Origin of the sequence: Nostoc sp. WHI, from assembly GCF_015714725.1 — a bacterium.
In the GTDB taxonomy this organism is placed as follows: Bacteria; Cyanobacteriota; Cyanobacteriia; order Cyanobacteriales; family Nostocaceae; genus Nostoc.
The window spans coordinates 7,900-28,155 of record NZ_WBKM01000136.1 but is presented as its reverse complement, the minus strand read 5'-3'; the positions used below and the strand labels follow the sequence as shown (position 1 = coordinate 28,155).

Below are 20,256 nucleotides of genomic sequence, written 5' to 3'. Positions count from 1 at the left end.
AGTTCAAAGAAGTTATCGTGAATACCTACTTGCTTTACTCCCAGCACATCTGCCCAAATGTCTGCTAGCATCTGTTCAATCGGAGTACGTGCAGCCACAAAACTGACTTCCAATTCCGGACGTAGCTCAGGTACAGGTAAGGCGCGACGGTCTACCTTGCCGTTGGCGGTTAGGGGTAAGTTCTCCAAGAACACGAAGACAGAGGGAATCATGTACTCTGGCAATTTTTCCTTGAGGAATTGCCGCAACTGGGCAATTGTCGGTATTTGCTCCGCATGGGTAATTAAATATGCAACTAAGCGTTTATTGCCAGCTATATCTTTATGGGCTACAACTACTGTCTGCAACACTGCCTCATTTTGACTCAGTACTGTCTCTATCTCTGCCAATTCGATGCGAAAGCCACGGATTTTTACTTGGTTGTCGATACGTCCGAGATACTCTAAGTCGCCGTTGGCAACATATCTGGCTAAATCCCCAGTTTTGTACAATCGGGCATTCGGGTCATTACTAAAGGAATTGGCAACAAATACCTGAGATGTCAACTCTACACGGTTGAGATAACCACGGGCTAACGAAGCACCTCCAACATACATTTCCCCAGGAACGCCAATCGGCAGTAATTGCCTATTTTTATCTAGGATATATACCTGCAAATCTGGGATAGGACAACCAATCACACTCCCAGCATTGCCAATTAAATCTGCTTTGGTGATGGGGCGATAGGTAACATGGACGGTGGTTTCGGTAATTCCGTACATATTCACTAACTGCGGTAATTCGTCTCCGTGACGCTCAAACCACGGTTTTAAGCTGTTGATTTCTAATGCTTCGCCGCCAAATATCACCCATCGTAAAGCTAAGTTTTCTGATGTCTGGATGACTTCTTCGGCTTGAATCAATTGGCGAAAGGCGGAAGGTGTCTGATTTAAAACTGTGACTTGTTGTTTGCACAGTAATTGATAGAAATCTGCGGGGGAACGACTCACCCAGTAGGGTACTACTACTAATCGCCCGCCTTTGATTAATGCTCCCCAAATTTCCCACACTGAAAAGTCAAACGTAAAGGAGTGGAACAGCGTCCACACATCCTGTTGATTGAAGTGGAACCATTCTTCTGTAGCACTAAATAGCCGCACGACATTGGAATGATTAATTAAGACACCTTTGGGTTTACCTGTGGAGCCAGAAGTATAAATTATATAAGCGAGGTTGGCAGAAGTTGTAAGACTTGGGGGGTTGTTTGTACTTTGTTGGGCGATGTTTTCCCAGTCGCTATCGATGCATAAAACTTGCGCTTCATTTTTGGGAAGATTTGGCAGTAGATGCTGTTGGGTTAATAGTACTTTGACTTGGGAATCTGCTAGGGTAAAGCTCAGTCGTTCTTGGGGGTAGTTGGGGTCAAGCGGTACGTAAGCTCCTCCGGCTTTGAATATTCCTAAGATACCGATGAGCATCTCTATGGAACGCTCGACACAAATACCCACTAAGATGTCTGCACTCACACCCAAACTTCGCAAGTGGTGTGCTAGTTGATTGGCTTTTGTGTTTAACTCTCGGTAGGTGAGTTGCTGGTCTTCATATACAATTGCCACTGCATCTGGGTTACACTCTACTTGTAATTCAAATAACTCATGGATACACTGCTCTTGAAAATAGCTGGTTTGGGTGTTGTTCCACTCTAAAAGTATTTGATTTTGCTCGGTTTTTGTCAGCAGAGGTAATTGGCTTAGGTACTGATTTGCATTAGCTGCGATGCTTTCGAGTAGTGTTTGGAAGTGTCCCAGCATCCGGGTGATGGTGGCGGCTTCAAAGCGGCTAGTGTCATAACTGATACTGATGGATAATTCTGAACCTGGAACAGCCAATATTGTTAAAGGATAATTTGATTGTTCTATGCAGCGAATATCAGAAATATCCAAGTTAGCAATCTTTTCTTGCACAGAAGCATCAACGGGATAATTTTCAAATACGACAATGCTCTCAAATAGAGGCATTCCCCCTGGGATTTCGCTCCAACCTTGAATTTCTACCAGTGGGCTATAAGAATATTGCTCAGATTCTACTTGTTGCGCCTGTAATTCTTTGAGCCAAGGTAATACTTCCACGTCTTCGGGAATAGTTATTCTGACTGGCAAGGTGTTGATAAATAATCCTACCATCGATTCTACTCCCAGCAAGTCTGGTGGACGACCAGAAACAGTCGCTCCAAAGACGATATCTGTTTCCCCACTGTATCTTGAGAGTAGTATTGCCCATGCTCCTTGGATGAGGTTGTTAAGGGTGAGTTTATGTTGGTTGGCAAAAGTTTGGATGTTTGCAATCTGAGCAATCTTGATTTGCTGGGTGTTATAGTTTGACTGGTGCGATCGCAATCGCTTGGTTAAGGGAATTTCAACCGTCAAAGGTGTTGGTACTGTAAAATTTTTGAGTTTTTCTCGCCAGTATAATTCTGCTTGGGAAGCATCCTGCTTTTTCAGCCAAGTAATATAATCTTCGTAAGGACGAGGTGCTTTTAAATGTAAATTATCGCCTTTATTGAAAGCATCATAGAAAGCAAATACTTCTTGGACTATGGTGGGTAAAGACCAACCATCTATTAACAGATGATGATGGCTCCAAATAAATGTATATGTATCCAAGGCTACTTGAATCAAGGCGCAACGCATCAGGGGAACTTGTTTAAGTTCAAAGCCTTTGTCTCTGTCTGCTTGCAAGAAAGCTTCTAGTGCATCTTGTTGTTCGCTAAAAGATAGCGATGTCCAATCATAATGAACCCAAGGTATATTAACTAATTTACAAACTACTTGGAAAGATTGCTTAGGGTTTTCCCAAACAAAAGCAGTACGCAAAACCGGATGGCGTTCTAATACTCGTTGCCAAGCTTGTTCAAACGCTGCAATATTGAGAGTTCCCCGCAGGGTACAGCTTAACTGCTGGAAATAAACCCCTGTTTCTGGGGCATAAAGAGTATGGAATAACATACCCTGTTGCATGGGCGAAAGATGGTATATAGATTCAATATTCTTACCTTTGCTTTTTTTGTCAACAGTTACCATTGCTATTCCTATCCTTTATTAATCTATTTCCAGCATCGGTTCATCAAACTCAACTTAAACTTCGGAAGGCTCAAAAGCGAACATGAGATCGAGATTATCAATCTCTTCTTGACTCAAATTAACTTCAGGAAAATCTGAAGATGTATAGCCACCAACATCAGGTGACTGACAATGGTTAATGAGAGTTTGTAATGCATTCATAAACCAATCAGCTAAACGCTCAACTGTTTTGTGTTGATGAATCTTCTGGCTGTAAGTCCAATTTATTTGCAGCTTGCCATTCATAACTAAAACGTTGATATCTAATAAATAACTGCGATTTTCGAGAGAATTATGCTCTACTCCTCCAGACTCTTGAGCAAATTTCCAATTGTCCGCTGCGGATAATTTTTGATCTAACTGTCCTAAATAGTTGAAGCTTACTTCTGCTTGAGGTAAAGCTTTGAGTTGCTCGGCATTTTGGCTCAGATATCGCAATATACCATACCCAATGCCGCGATTTGGTAGCTGGCGTAGTTGCTCCTTCACCGATTTCAGCATATTTCCGGGATGGTTTATCTCTTCAAGGTGCAAACAGACAGGGAATAAGCTTGTAAACCAGCCCACGGTACGCGACAAATCCAAATTATCAAAAAGTTCTTCTCGTCCGTGTCCCTCGATATCAATTAATAAGGAAGCAGAGCCAGTCCACTGAGCAAAGCTCTGAACTAAAGCAGTCAGCAACACATCATTAATTTGGGTGTTATAAGCAGCAGGTACTTCTTGTAGAAGAGTGCTAGTTTCTTCTAAACTCAAAGACTTTGATACTTGAGCAGTTGAAGCAATATTATTAGCATCTTTACCTACAGTATAGTCTATTGGCAAAGAAGTAAAGTTAAAGTTAGGCTGCATCCAGTAGTCTAACTCAGATGTCAGTGCTAGCGATCGCGCATACTCTGTTAACCGATGCGCCCAATCTTTAAAGGAAGATGTTTTTGGCGGTAGCGCCATCACCTCGCCACGGCTTAGTTGCTGATAAGCACTGAACAAATCCTCTAATAAAATCCGCCAAGAAACACCATCCACTACCAAGTGATGTAAAATCACTAGCAACCTATCAGGCTGGTTGTTACCTAATTTAAACAGTGCAACCCGCATTAGTGGCCCAGTAGATAAGTTCAAACTAGCTTGGAGTTCGCTACCAGTATTTTCTAAAGCTGCTGACTGCTCCTGTGGTGGAATTGTGGATAAATCAATCACACTTAAAGGTACTTTTTCCTCCAAGCCATCGTTAACTTGGTGCCAACCTTGGCTATCTGGTGTAAACCGCAACCGCAAAGCATCATGGTGTAGTAGTAATTTTTGCAATACTTGCTCTAATAGCTCTGGTTGCACATCAGGAGGCACTGATAACAGAATTGACTGGTTAAAGTGCTGTGGTTCAGGTAGATTCAGCTCAAAGAACCATTGCTGAATGGGCGTTAGCGGTAATGCTCCGGTAACTAAACCCTGTTCCGCCTGAATTTTCTTCGTTGTATCTACCACTGCTGCTAACTCGGCAATGGTCTGATGTGCAAATAACTGTTTAGGAATGAGTTGCAGTCCTGCAATATTTGCTCTGGCAATAATTTGCAGGCTGAGGATAGAATCACCACCAAGGTCAAAGAAGTTATCGTGAATGCCGACTTGTTCAACTCGCAGCACATCTGCCCAGATTTTTCCTAGCGTCTCTTCAATAGATGTAGTGGGAGCAACAAAACTAACTTCTAATTCGCGGCGTAAATCAGGTGTTGGTAATGCCCGACCATCTACTTTGCCATTGGGAGTTAGGGGAAGGGTTTCTAAGAACACAAAAGCTGAAGGCATCATGTAATTAGGCAGCTTTTGCTTAAGGAATTGCCGCAAATCGTTAACAGTGGGAGCTTCTTCTTGGTTGAGTACAAGATAAGCGACTAAGCGTTTGTCGCCAGGAACATCTTCGCGGGCAATTACTGCTACCTGTAACGCTACTGGGTGTTGGCTCAGTATTGCCTCTATCTCTCCCAACTCAATGCGGAAGCCCCGAACTTTCACCTGATTATCAATGCGTCCTAAATACTCGATATTACCATCAGGTAAATAACGCGCTAAATCCCCAGTTTTATATAATCTGCTCCCTTCTGCCGACGCTCGCGGACTCGCTAACGCTGCGCTATCCTCAAACGGATTGGGAATAAATTTCTCGGTGGTTAACTCAGGACGATTAAGATAGCCCCGCGCCAAACCAGCACCCCCAATGTGCAACTCACCGGGAACACCAATCGGTACTGGTTGCAGGTAACTATCAAGGATATAAGCTTGGGTGTTAGGAATGGGACGACCAATGGGGGGTTTATCGGAGCGATCGCCCTTGGCGTTGGCAACGACATCGCCACATTCTGCTACAGTTGCACAGACGGTAGCTTCTGTTGGGCCATAAGCATTGAAGAAACGTCGCCCAACTGACCATTGCTTAATCAAGTCAGGAGCGCAAGCTTCACCCGCCACAATTATGTTCTCTAATGCCGGAAGTTCTTCACTAGGCAGAACTGCTAACGCCGATGGTGGCAAGGTGATATGGGTGATACCATAATCGCGCAATAACCCAATTAATCCCGAACCAGGTAACAGAGAGTCTTTAGTTCCTAAATACAGCCTTGCACCTGAACCCAATGCCATCACTACTTCCCAAATTGATGCGTCAAAGCTCAAGGAAGCAAATTGCAGAATTCGACTCGAAGGGAGCAAATCAAACAAATCAATCTGGGCTTGAGCTAAGTTGCATAACCCGGAATGTTGAACCATCACACCTTTGGGTTTACCTGTTGAGCCGGAAGTGTAAATCACATTCACTAAATCCGAGTCTGTAACGCTACTAATGGGATTTTCCTGGCTGTATTGGACAATTTGTTGCCATGTTTCATCAATGACTACCAGTGTGGCTTGATGCTCAGGTAATTTTGCAACTAATCGCTGTTGTGTCAGTAGCAGCGATACCTGAGAATCTGACAATATATGAGATATTCGTTCTTGGGGATACTCCGGGTCAATTGGTACATAAGCACCACCCGCTTTCAGAACCCCTAATATTCCTATCACCATCGCTAAAGAACGTTCTACACAAATGCCAACTAACACATCTGGTTTTACATCCAAGGTTTGTAGATAATGGGCTAATTGGTTCGCTTGAATATTTAACTCTCGGTAAGTCAGTTGTTGATTTTCAAATACTAACGCCACTGCATCTGGGGTGCGTTCCACCTGCATTTCAAAAAACTGATGAATGCAAATATCTCGAACATAGTCTTTTTGCGTATCATTCCATTCTTCTAGCAACTGGTATTGTTCTTTGGCTGTGAGGAAAGGTAATTCACAAATGTGTTGCTCTGGTTGAGCAACAACACTCTCTAGCAAGGTTTGGAAATGTCCCGTCATCCTTTCAATGGTGCTGGGTTCGAATAAGTCTATGTTGTATTCCCATACACCCATTAATCCTGTGGCAGTGTTCTCTAAGGTTAAAGTCAAATCAAACTTTGCCGTTTTATTGTCTGGTGTCAAAGAACTCAACGTTAAACCAGGAAGCTCTATTTCTGACATTGGGGCATTCTGAAGTACAAATGCCACCTGAAACAGAGGTGTATAACTTAAGTTGCGCTCTGGTTGTAATGCCTCTACCAGTAATTCAAACGGCAAGTCTTGATGGCTGTATGCTCCTAAAGCAACTTCTCGGACTCGGTTTAGTAATTCCCGAAAACTGGGATTACCTGAAACATCCGTGCGGAAAACTAAAGTGTTGACAAAGAAACCAATTAATCCTTCTATGTCATGATGATTCCGGTTGGCGATCGCAGAACCCACCAATATATCTGCCTGTCCTGTGTAACGGTAAAGCAAGGTATCGTAAGCTGCTAACAGGGTCATAAACAGGGTGACACCTTCTCGCCTACTCAATAAGCTCAGTGATTCTGTTAGCTCCTCAGAAAGTGAGAAAGATTGATTTGCTCCTCGAAAGGTTTGCACCGCCGGTCTAGGTCGGTCAGTGGGTAGTTCTAATAAAGCTGTTGCCCCCGCCAGTTGTTGTTGCCAATAAGCAAGTTGGGACTCTTTAATCTCACCTTGCAACAATTGTCTCTGCCACACGGCAAAGTCAACGTACTGAATGGCAAGTTCTGGCAGTGGTGTGGGCTGACCTTGAGAAAAAGCGCCATAGATTACTGCTGTCTCTTGGACGAAAACACCCATTGACCAACCATCAGAAACAATGTGGTGCATACAGAACAGCAATATATGTTCTGTCTTTGACAGCACTAATAAAGTCGCCCGAATTAACAGTTTATTTGCTAGATCAAATGGTTGTTGTGCTTCTGCTGTTGCTAATCGTTGAATTTCAATTTCTCCCTCACTTGCAGGTAGTTGTCGCAAATCCACAACTGGCATTGTGAAAGCAGCATTAGGGCGAACAATTTGCACTGCCTGCCCATCTTTTTGGGTAATAAAGTTAGTACGTAAACCTTCGTGGCGACGGATGATTTCGCCAAGGCTTTGTTCTAAAGCAATTACATTTAGCTCACCTTGCAGACGTGCGGCTCCGGCTATATTATAAAACGCACTATTTGGCTCTAACTGGTCAAGGAACCATAATCGCTGTTGAGCAAAAGAAAGCGGTAGTTGTCCATCCCTAACTACTGATTGTAGAGATGGTGCATTTATTAAATGTGGTGCGTCTTGCTGTAAAGCAATCCGTTCAGCTAAATCGGCGACAGTGGAAGCTTCAAATAAACTACGCAAGGGTAATTCTACTTTTAAAGCAGTCCGTATTCTAGAGATCAGTTGTGTTGCGATTAAAGAGTGTCCACCTAGCTCAAAAAAGTTATCGTGAATACCTACTTGCTTAACTCCCAGAACATCTACCCAAATTTGCGCCAATATCTCTTCAATGGGATTTCGTGGGGCGATAAAACTGGCTTCCAGTCCAGCACGTGATATTTCTGGAGCAGGTAGTTCTCGATAGTTAACTTTGCCGTTAGGAGTAAGTGGTATTGTCTCCAAAACCATAAAAGCCGCAGGTATCATGTATTCAGGCAGCTTTTCTTTCAAGAAACGGCGCAAATCACTAATTACGGGTACTGAATCTTGATTGCCAACAACATAAGCCACTAAGCGTTTACTTCGACTTCGGTCAGTACAACTATCACTAGGAATGTCTTCACGTGCGATCACTACTGTCTGTGACACAGTAGGATGTTGTCTAAGGACAGCTTCTATCTCTGCCAACTCGATGCGGAAGCCCCGGATTTTAACTTGATTATCAATCCGTCCCAGAAATTCGATGTTGCCATCTGCTAAAAACCGTGCCAAGTCTCCAGTTTTATAAAGGCGTGAGGTAGGTTCATTACTCAAAGGATTGGCAATAAATCTCTCTTGTGTCAAATCTGGGCGATTAAGGTAGCCATGAGCCAGACCAGCACCACCGATGTATAATTCCCCAAGTACACCAATGGGTACTGGTTGGAGAGCGGAATCAAGGATGTAGATTTGAACGTTGGGAAATGGTTTACCAATGGGTACTAGGGCTTCAACTGGCAGTTTGACATTGGTGCTTTCAAAATAGCAACTGTCAATGGTGGCTTCACTTACCCCATAGGAATTAATTAATCGCGTTTCCTGACCACAAAAGCCCTGAAATTCTTCATACTCCTTCACATACCAGCTATCGGAACCAACAGCTAGTACTCGCATAAAGTCAAGATTTTGCTTCGTTTTCTCTAGATATGCAATTAAGTTCCTGATTACAGCTGGCACAAACTCGGCACAATCAACTTTCTCTTCTCGCATCAGCTTATAGAGAAGTTCTGGAGCTAGTAGCCATTCACGAGGGCAAAGAACTAACTTAGCTCCTGAACACAGCCCACGTACCAAATCCCCAGTAAATACATCAAAAGAGAAATTTGCCATTTGTAAATGACTACTGGTTTTTGTTCGTAGTTGATAGGCTTGTTCCCAACCGAAATAAGCATTTACCAAACTACAATGGGGAACCATTACCCCTTTCGGTCTGCCGGTAGAACCTGATGTGTAAATTACATAGGCTAAATTTTCCGGTCTGACCTCACTGGCTAGATTCTGCTGACCCTTAGTAGCAATTACGTCCCAATCTACATCCAAGTAGACTAATTGGGTGCCGTGTTCTGGTATCTGGGTTACTAACTTCTTAGTAGTTAGCAACATGGATACTTGGGAATCGCTGAACATATAGTCTAAACGCTCTTGAGGATAATCAGGGTCAAGAGGTACATAAGCTGCTCCCGCTTTTAAAATCCCCAAAATCCCCACGAATATATCTAAAGAACGTTCTAGACAAATGCCAATTAGGGTATCTGGTTTTATTTCCAGTTCTTGTAAGTAGTGGGCTAATTGATTGGCGCGGCTGTTTAACTCTTGGTAAGTAAGTCGTTGATGACCAAATACCACTGCTACTGCATTTGGGGTTAGCTCTACTTGCTCCTCAAATAGTTGATGAATACATTTTTGAGGATATTCTCTTTGAGTATTGTTCCATTCCACCAATAATTGTTGGCGTTCCCATGCTGCAAGTAATGGTAATTCTGTAATGCGCTGTTCAGGGTTAGCTACCATGCCTTCTAGCAAATTTCGGAAATGCTCTGCCATTCTGGTAATAGTTGCAACTTCAAACAGGTCAGTGTTATATTCCCATTCACCTACTAATCCTTGGGCTGTATTCTCTAAGGTTAAAGTTAAATCCAACTTAGAAGTGTAATTCTCTACCATCATGCGGCTCCAAGTTACACCGGGTAGCTGCATTTCTGATATGGGGGTAGCACTATCGAGAATGAACATCACCTGAAATAGTGGTGTGTAGCTTAAGTCTCGTACTGGCTGTAATGCTTCAATCAACTCCTCTACAGGCACATCTTGATGGGCGTAGGCTCCCAAGGCTGTTTTGCGGACTTGTTTGAGAAATTCCCGTAAACTTGGATTACCTGACATATCTGCACGTAGCAGAAGGATGTTGAGAAAGTAGCCAATTAATCCTTGGATTTCAGGGCGATTGCGACTAGCGTTTGGCGAACCAACTAAAATATCCGCCTGTCCTGTATAGCGGTAAAGCAAGATGTCAAATGCTGCTAACACTGTCATAAATAGGGTAACGCCTTCTTTTTTGCTCAGTACTTTGAGCGCTTCCGTTAGCTCTACAGAAAGTGCAAAGGGTTGATGCGCTCCCCGGACAGTTTGCATTGTTGGTCGTGGTCTATCTGTCGGCAGTGATAATATTGTTGCTGCACCTGAGAGTTGTTGTTTCCAGTAAGCAAGTTGAGATTGAAGAACTGTACCTTGTAACCATTTTCTTTGCCACACAGCAAAGTCAACATATTGAATGGGGAGTTGTACTAAAGGCGTAGGTTGACCTTGACTTAAAGCGGTGTAGAGTGCGGTGAACTCTTCTATCAGTATGCTCATTGACCAGCCATCAGAGACAATGTGGTGCATTGTCACTTGTAAAATGTACTCTGTCTGAGACAGCACTAATAAAGTAGCTCGTACTAATAATTCTGTTTCGAGGTTAAATGGTCGCTGCGCTTGGGCGATCGCTATTTTTTGACTTTCGTTTTCTCGTTCACTTACTGGTAAATGTTGCAAGTCAACTACTGATATTTGCCAATCCAAATCAGGATGGATAACTTGATGTGGTTGCCCATCTAAGGTAATGAAGTTGGTACGTAAAGCTTCATGACGGCGGATGATTTCTCTAAAACTTTGCTCTAAAATTGCGACATTTAGCTGACCTTGCAGCCGCACCGCCGCCGGGATGTTGTAAAAAGCGCTGTTTGGCTCTAACTGGTCGAGAAACCACAATCGTTGTTGAGCTAAGGATAAAGGTAGTTTACCCTCTCTAGCGATCGCTTCCAAGACTGGTACTGATTCTGTAACGACTGGCTTTGTCGAGGCATCATTTTGAGTTGTTTTGACTGCGCCACTGCCATTAGTATTCGCTGGCAGTTTCGACGAACGCTTGGGGATAAAACCGACTGCACGCATCTCTTCTATGCTGTGTTTGACAGCCTGAATCACATACTCAATATCTTCATCAGTATGTGCTGTAGAAAGAAAACAGTTACGTCCTTCCCAAATATAAACACCCTTAGATATCAGGTGATAGAACAGTAAATCAAAATTCCCCGAAAAAGCAAAGCGAAACAGCGAGCCAAAATACACAATTCGGATCGGCACTTCTTCCTGTTCAAAGTATGTATTAAGTGCGATCGCTAAATACGATGTCCGTTGATTTAACTGCTGTTGCAGCTCTGGACCTCGGCTTTTGAGATACTTGAGTACAGCTCTGGCTACAGCCATCCCCAAATGGTTTTTATTGAAAGTGCCAGCAAAAAATGTCTTTTCTGCTTGAGGATAAGAAGCGTCCCCATACTTCCACAAACCACCGTCAATCCCATTCATATAACTGGCTTTACCAGCCACCACACCAATTGGTATGGCACCACCAACAATCTTGCCGTATGTAACAATGTCTGCCTCAATCCCAAACCATGCTTGCGCTCCGCCTAGATGAATGCGGAAACCCACAAGCACTTCATCAAAAATCAGTGCTACATCTGCTGCGGCTGTAAACTGTCGTAACTGCTGTAAAAATTCTCGCGGTTGTAAATCAGGGTTACGTCCTTGCACTGGTTCAACCAATACAGCAGCTAATTCACCAGCATGAGCTTGCAAAATCTCTAGAGATTTGGGTTCCCCATAATCTAATACCAGCACATCTTCAACCGCCTTAGCAGTGATTCCGGGTGCAATGGGTACTGTTGATAAACCATCTAACGATTCTTTAGCTAAAATTCCATCAAAATGACCATGATAAGAACCAGCAAAAATTGCAATCTTGGTACGACCTGTTTTTGTACGTGCCAAACGTAGCGCTGTCATCACTGCCTCTGTACCTGAGTTACAGAAGGTGACTCGCTCCATACCTGTCAGTTCACTGATTAACGCGGCAACTTCTCCGGCGTAATTTGCCTGTGGGCCAATTTGAATGCCTTGCTGAAGATGTTCTTCTACAGCTGCGGTAATAAACGGTGCTGCATGACCAAAAAGCAGTACCCCAAATCCCATTGTGATATCTACATACTCATTCCCATCGATGTCCCAACATCTCGCACCCTTGGCGCGTTTCCCAATAATGGGGTATACCATCTCTTTAGTAGAAAGGCGAAATCCTGCGGTAGCCCGACTATCAGCTAAAAATGGGCGATAAGTTTGGGCATATTGCTTTGATGATTTTGTCTTTTGAGTATAATTTGCAACTAGAGTTTCTAAGTGCTGCTGCTGTGGCTGATTGATTTCCCTTGGTGGTGGCGGTTCTATGGGAGAGAAATTTTTAGCAACGGTTTGATTAGATTGAATCTGATTGATAGCAACGCCTGTTTTTTGCACAACCTGATTTTGTGGTGCTGGTACAGGAACAACAGGTGCAGGTGATACTAGATGAGAATTACCATTCGATGATGACAACACATTCCCTGTGGCACGCAAAACATCCAATTGCTGAGACATTACCTGGGACATCACTTGCAGTTGTTGCAGCATTATTCTTTCTACTGCTGTGTCAGCTACCGTTACTCTTTCTTCCCTAACTGTTGTTTGCTGAACAGTAGATTGTAGTGTTGGTTGTTGAGTATGAGAATGGCCATTACCATTGGACTCAACAAATGCTAAAGGAGTATTCTGTGGTGTTGGTGGTTGAGTCTGATATACAGGTTCAGGTGGTTGTACATCTACAAAAATTGGCTCTGGAAGCAAATTCTGATCGATGTAGGACGCTACTGCATAGATAGTTGTCAGTTCTTCAAATAATTGACTGATAGTAATCTTAATGCCATAGGTGATGTCTATGTAATTTATGGCATCGATTAACATTAACGAATCTGCTCCTATCTCTAAAAAAGGAGCATAAAAATCGACTTCTGAAGCTTCTGCTTTAAGTAAATTTACTATAAAAAAATGTAATTTTGAGACAATCAGATCCAGCCGTTTTATTTCAGGAGTTTTATCCGCTTTGACCTGTAATACATTTAGTGATGGAGATATTTGTGTATCAAATTGGCTACTATTTGTTGTGCTTAATTGGGGTGGCAGAGATGTTTGTGTGTCTAATTTATTATCTGATGTACTGACTGGTGTTTCAATCCAATAACGTTTGCGCTGAAACGGGTAAGTTGGCAATTGCACACGACGACGAAAATAATCACGGTCAAAACCAGGCCATTCTACCTGTACACCACGTACATATAGCTCTCCTAAACTCTCGAGTATTTGCTGCCAATCTTCGCGCCCTTGACGTAAACTAGGTAACCATAGACCTTTGCCTAGAAGGCATTTACTCCCCATTCCCGATAAAATCGATTTTGGGCCAATTTCTACAAAAATCTCATAATCTGCGGTATGAAGCGTCTGTATACTCTTAGCAAACTGTACTGAAGATATTAAATGGTTGCACCAATATTCAGGATTGATCGCCTCAGTTATTAGTTGTCCGGTAACGTTAGAGATGATGTCAATTTGAGGAGCATTATAAGTAACAGTGGCAGCAACTTGCCGAAATTCTGCCAGTATTGGCTCCATAAGTGGAGAGTGGAAACCGTGAGAGGTTACAAGCTTTTTCGTTTGAATTCCTGCGGCTTCTAAATTTGCACAGATTCGCCCAATTGCCTGCTGCTCTCCAGAAATCACAGTATTTTGTGTGCCATTGTAGGCTGCGATGCCTACGGCGGGCTTCGCCAACGCCACTTTTGCCAGATCAATTCCTGTAATAGCGCGAATATCTGCTTCGCAAGCAAATACTGCCACCATCGCTCCTGTTTGTGGCAGGCTTTGCATCAAACGCGCTCGCTCTGCAATTAGCTTCAGTCCATCCTCTAAGCTAAAAACCCCTGCCACACAAGCGGCAACATATTCCCCAACACTATGACCCATCACTACAGATGGTTTTACACCCCAGGATTTCCAAAGTTGTACCAAGGCATACTCTAGAGCGAATAGAGCAGGTTGGGTGTAAGCTGTCTGGTCTATGAGCGAAGTTTCTCCCGGTTGCGGATAGAGAACTTTTAGGAGATCCTCTTTTAAGTAAGGACGCAGAATTTCATTGCAGTAGTCCAGAATTTTTCGGAAGGTAGGTTGCGTTTCGTAGAGTTGGCGTCCCATACCTACATACTGAGAACATTGCCCTGTAAACAAAAAGGCGATTTTTGGTTGCGTATTTTCGTGTATTCGTCCGATTTTGATTCCTGTAACTTCTTGCTGACTGATAAAGTTAAGTAGCCGTTGATGCAGGTCAGATGTTGACGTAGCGATCGCACTTAACCGATGCTGAAAATGTGAGCGTCCTGTATTCGCTGTAAAGCAGATATCTCCTAAAGGTAAATCTAAATTAGCGGCTAGATAAGCTTCATAACGACTTACTAACTGCACAAGAGCATTTTCTGTTTTCGCTGAGAAGGTGAGTAGATGTTTTGGACGCTCCACTTCTGATGTCACAGGTTCTAATGGCGGTGCTTCTTCGATGACAATATGAGCGTTAGTGCCACCAATACCAAAAGAGCTAATTCCGGCTCTCCGCAAGCCTGATGATTCCCAAGGACATAACTGGGTATTGACTTCAAATGGTGTTTCTGCAAAGGGAATCAGTGGATTAGGCTGCTGGAAATGCAAATTTGCAGGTATTTGACGGTGTTGAATGGCTAAAATAACTTTGATCAATTGAGCCATGCCCGCAGCACATTCTAAATGCCCAATATTAGTTTTAACAGAGCCAATTTTACAAAACTGCTTGCGCTCTGTGTATTTGCGGAAAGCTTTCGTTAATCCTTCAACTTCAATTGGATCTCCCAAAGAAGTACCAGTTCCATGCGCCTCGACATAAGAAATCGTATCTGCTGAGATACCTGCTGCATCCAAAGCTTGACAAATCACCTCGGCATGAGAACGTGAATTTGGTGCTGTGATCCCATTTGTGCGGCCATTATGATTGACAGCAGATCCTTTAATCACCGCATAAATGCGATCGCCATCCTTTAAAGCATGGCTCAGAGGTTTTAGCAATAATGCTCCAGCTCCTTCACCTAAGACAATACCATCAGCTTGGCTGTCAAAGGTTGCACAGCGTCCATTCGGTGAGTGCATTTTCATCCGGCTCATACCCACATAATATTCCGGAGACAACAGGAGATTAACACCTCCAGCTAAAGCCGTCGTACATTCACCTTGGTGTAGGCTGCGACACGCCATGTGCAACGCTACCAGCGAAGAGGAACACATTGTATCAACTAAGACTGAAGGGCCACGAAGATTTAGTAAGAAAGAAACGCGGTTAGCAATGATGGCATTCTGATTACCAATTCCGGCACTATAATCTGATGCATTCAGAGCAGGTGCAATGCGTTGATAATAGCCGTTATTACTACAGCCAACAAAAACACCTACCTGAGTTTGAGCAAAGCTTTCCGGTGAGTAGCCAGCATTTTCCAAAGCTTCCCAAGCCACTTCTAAGAATAGCCGTTGTTGTGGGTCCATCAACTCGGCTTCCCGTGGGGAGATTTGGAAGAATAGAGGATCAAATTGATCGATATGATCAACGAATCCACCCCAACAGGAATAAGTTTTGTTAGCTGCACCAGGATTTTTGTCATACCAATCTGACAAATTCCAGCGCAGACTAGGTACTTGAGCGATCGCATTTTTGCCTTGAGATAGAAGTTCCCAAAATGACTGCAAATCTGGGGATTGCGGAAAGCGTCCAGACATCCCAATTACAGCAATATCCTCGGCACGGATGTGATCGTTAATTGGCTCAACTACTCTTGTACTTGAAGGGTTAGATAACTTGTTAGATAAGGTGGAAACTGCCGTTTTTTGTCGCTCTAAGTTAACAGCCCATAATTTAGCTGGTTCCCAGTTAACTAAGAGATATTTCTGTAATTGAGTTTTTTGTTCTTGAATCAGATATAAAGCAAATTCGGCAGGTGTAGGATATTCGAAAAATAGGGTAGGAGAGATAGAAAAGCCGAATTTTTGACCTAAAGTTTCCATAATCTCTACAGCTTTCAGAGAATCGATCCCAAAGCTGTAAAAGCTTTTATCGAGGGAAATTTGGCTCGGTTTCTTTCCTAAAGAGTTAGCAATTTGCTGGACTATGACTTCACCCAGCCATTGTAGTAAAGAACCTTGGGGAACTTGCAACTCATTTTGTCTAGAGGGTATTTCTAAACTAGTCTCAATGCTAGGTACTGGTAAGGAGTTATTGATAATTACATTGTTGGTTTGCTTAACCACATCTGCTTTTGGTTGGTTATAGCTTTCAATAGTTTCTTTGGCACCGGGTTCATCTACACCGTTAACTAGTTGTCTGAGATTGTTTAAAGAGTCAAGACTGGCTAGAACCGTATTACCATTAATGCCAAAGTCAATGAGACAAGCAATTTCGTCAACACCAATCTCATACAAGCGCTTAACCATGTCTAAGCAAGTGCTAGGCGTTCCAAATAAGGCGCTGGTGTGGAAGTATCTCTCGAAAGCATAAGCTAAGAGGTTCTCTTTTTCAGTTTCGGTCAACTTATCAAGATCATCAGAACCCTGTCGCCACAAGTTCACAGAGCTTTTCATATATTCTATAAAAGGCTCACGAACCTGATTGCGAACAACCTTGAGGTCTTCACCAATAAAGGTATGCAACATCAGAGTGACTTGACCACTATTCGGATCATAGCCATGTTGCTTTCGAGTCTTTCGATAAAGGGCTATTTTTTCTGCTAACTCTTCTATGGGTTGAAAAAGAAGTGCCGTCAGGATGTTGAATCCAGATGCTCCAGCCTCAATAAATCTTTCTTTACTTCCACTACAGGTGATCCAAATAGATAATTCACGCTGCATAGGTAAGGGGTAGACTTTAATATCTGTTTGTTTTCCAACACCATTAGGAAGGGAAATATTTTCTCCTCGCCATAGTTTTTGTACAGTTTGGATACCTGAGAACATAACTTCTTTGCTATCAGCATAGGTATCGGGCGATAGAACAAAGTCGTTGGGGTTCCAACCTCTAGCAAAAGCTAAGTCTACTCTGCCATGAGACAAGTTATCAACAACAGACCATTCTTCAACGACTCGAATCGGGTTGTGCAATGGTAAGACAACACTGCCAGCACGTAAACGAATGCGCTTAGTTAAGGAGGTCAGGGCGGCACTTAAAACAGATGGATTGGGATATAGACCACCAAAGGCATGAAAATGACGTTCTGGTGTCCAGACAGCAGTAAATCCATTGCGATCGGCAAACTTAGCTCCTTCAAGGAAAAGTTTATATTTTTCATCGCTAAACTCAGCTTCATTGCTAGAGAAATACAACAAGCTGAATTGCATCTTTTTGCTTTCTTGTCGATTTTGGAGTTGAGGCTCTATGACCGCATCCACAGGATTTAAAGCATTTAAAGTTCCAGCTAAAAATCCTGCCCGACAAGCATGGCGCTGAATTTTACCACTAGTCGTTTTAGGAACACTTCCGGTCTTCAGCAGCAAGACTGCATGAACCTGTAGCTCATGGAGTTGAGATACTGATGTTTGGATAGCCTCAACTACCTCATCTACGTTTAAATTTCGTAAATAAGTTCGTTCTACTTCCTGAACAATTACCAATTGTTCCTCGCTATCAATCTCAACACCAAATGCTGCACCAGAACCTGCTTTTAGTGCTTGATGGCTTTGTTCTACTGTCAGTTCAATATCTTGAGGATAATGATTGCGACCCCGAATGATAATTACATCCTTTAGCCTACCAGTCACAAACAACTCACCATCCTGCAAAAAGCCCAAGTCTCCTGTACGCAGATATGATCCTGAACTGAGTTTTTCTGAAGCTTTATTAGCGTTAGTATCTTTTAAATAAGCCTGGAAAATTTGCTCTGTTTGCTCTGGGCGCTGCCAATAACCCTGAGCGACACTTCCACATGATACCCAAATCTCTCCTACTCGATTATCTTCACACCGCTTCAGGGTTTGGGGATCAGCGATCGCAATTTCCTCATCTAACCAAATACGACCACAACCAACGAGGGCGCGACTACCTTCCTGCTCAACAGTCGCAGCTACCACTAGGTTTTCTTCTAAGGCTGTACCATCAAAGCAGCGAATCACTGGCGGTTCAGTTTTCCAACCTCCAGACACCAGTAATGTAGTCTCCGCCATGCCATAGCAGGGGTAAAATGCCTCAGGGGGGAAGCCACAAGGCGCAAAAGTTTGAGTAAATCGTTCTAAAGTCTGGGAACGAACAGGTTCAGCGCCGTTGAAGGCGACATCCCAACTACTTAGATCAAGACTTACTCGCTGTTCTGGCGTAATCTTGTCAACACACAAGTCATAAGCAAAATTAGGCCCACCACTGGTAGTTGCTTTGTAGCGGGAAATTGCTTGTAACCACAAAAAAGGCTTTTTAATAAAATCCACTGGAGACATAAGAACGCAGGGAATGCCCAAATATAGAGGCTGTAATACATTCCCAATCAGTCCCATGTCATGAAAAAGGGGCAACCAACCGACAAAGATAGTTTTTTCTGTATGCCCCATAGCAGTCTGGATTAGCCACTGGTTATGCAACAAATTACCATGACTCACCATTACTCCCTTGGGTGTGCCTGTAGAACCAGAAGTGTATTGCAGAAAGGCTAGCGTGTCTTTGTCGAGCGCTGGCTTTTGCCAGTTAGGAGTCTCACAAACAATATTGTCAGTGGCTATACAATGCAAAGCTATTAATTCTGGTTCTTGGGCAAAGCCTTGTTCAATATTAGTCAAGACGGATGCTGTGGTGAGGGCAAACCGTGCTTCTGAGTCTTTCACAATAGCTTGCAATCTCGTCATCCGTTGGTTGCTTCGGGGTGGATATAGAGGAACAGCTACAACCCCAGCATATAAACATCCGAAAAAAGCTACAATAAATTCTAATCCTGATGGATAAAGCAGTAAAGCCCTTTCGCCTGGTGCAGCTTTTAGGCTCTGGAGTTCTACTGCAATAGCTCGTGCTTTTTGATCTAACTCTTGATAAGTTAGTGTGACTTCTTCGTTGTCCCCATCCACCAAGAAAGTATAGGCGACTTGATTTGGTTGGGATAAAGACCGATAAGATAATAAATCAACTAAAGTGGCACAGTTTAGAGAAGTCATTAGTATACCAATCCTGTTTGATACGGACTTTTCAAGAGTTTTTCACATATCTGAACCAAGGCTTTTAAATGGCGATCGCTCAACCCCAAATCAACAGATATTGTTAATACTAAAGCCAATTGTTCTGGCGTTAAGTTTGTCAAGGTAATCGCTGTTTCATTAATAAAACTATTTAATTGGGGATTATTTGAACTTGAAGGGCTGTTTATTTGATTATCTAGTATTTGTCTCTGATCATACACTATTTTTTTACTAAAATTTACAATTTTAGAATTTTCATTTTCTCTCGAAAATGACTGACATTCAAATAATGGAAAACTATTTTTCAAGTTGATATCTTTGCCAACTAAATCATCTGGTAGAGAAAGAATAGAAGTAGTTTCATCATCTTCTATTTGTAGGGAGTTAGAAGAATTGGGCTTGATGGTTTTTAAACCAATATTTGTATTTTCTAAATTGCAAGGTTGAGATGGAACGTTTTCCTTATATTTATTGAGAATTTCTTTAGCTTGTGTATAACTAATATTTTCACCTATAACTGCACGTTTTAGAACTTCGGCTCTAGCCTCTTTAGACGTAGAGGGAGCAGCAATGATATAAAGGGCTGAGGCACTAATATTCAAATTCGTAAAATTTACGAATTTCAGATGCTCTGCAACATGCATAAACTTAGTTGCAGTTGAGATACTCCAATTAAACTCAACCTTGAGCCAATTTGTAAAGTTTCCATGTCCTAAACACTTTTTTACTTCTATTAACCTGTGTCCAATATTGATAATATCTTCAGCAGTACGACGTATCAGTACTTTGATTTCCTGAGTATGTTGTTGAAGTAAAGCTAGTGTTCCAGGATTTAAATTAGGATATGTAGTTTTGGAATTGGAGGTTGTTTCATTTGGCAGATGCTCTAATAATTTGCCCATTTGATTGCTGGTTTTCATGCGATAATATAAACTCCATTTTTTCA

General features: G+C 42.6%; 3 protein-coding genes. All 3 read right to left on the bottom strand.

All coding sequences use genetic code 11. The annotated features are described in order from the left end of the window. On the bottom strand, positions 1 to 3,059 hold a 3,059-nt coding region (locus tag F8S12_RS13770), incomplete at its 3' end, for a non-ribosomal peptide synthetase (protein ID WP_196516829.1). Positions 3,060 to 3,113: 54 nt separating this feature from the next. After that, the gene (locus F8S12_RS13765) at positions 3,114 to 19,289 is read right to left on the bottom strand and encodes a non-ribosomal peptide synthetase/type I polyketide synthase (RefSeq protein WP_196516828.1); all 16,176 of its coding nucleotides are present in this window, start codon (positions 19,287 to 19,289) and stop codon (positions 3,114 to 3,116) included. After that, on the bottom strand, positions 19,289 to 20,230 hold the full coding sequence (locus tag F8S12_RS13760; protein WP_196516827.1) for a DUF3102 domain-containing protein: 942 nt from the start codon (positions 20,228 to 20,230) through the stop codon (positions 19,289 to 19,291). The genes F8S12_RS13765 and F8S12_RS13760 overlap by 1 nt, the downstream gene beginning before the upstream one ends. Between the last annotated feature and the right edge of the window lie 26 nt (positions 20,231 to 20,256).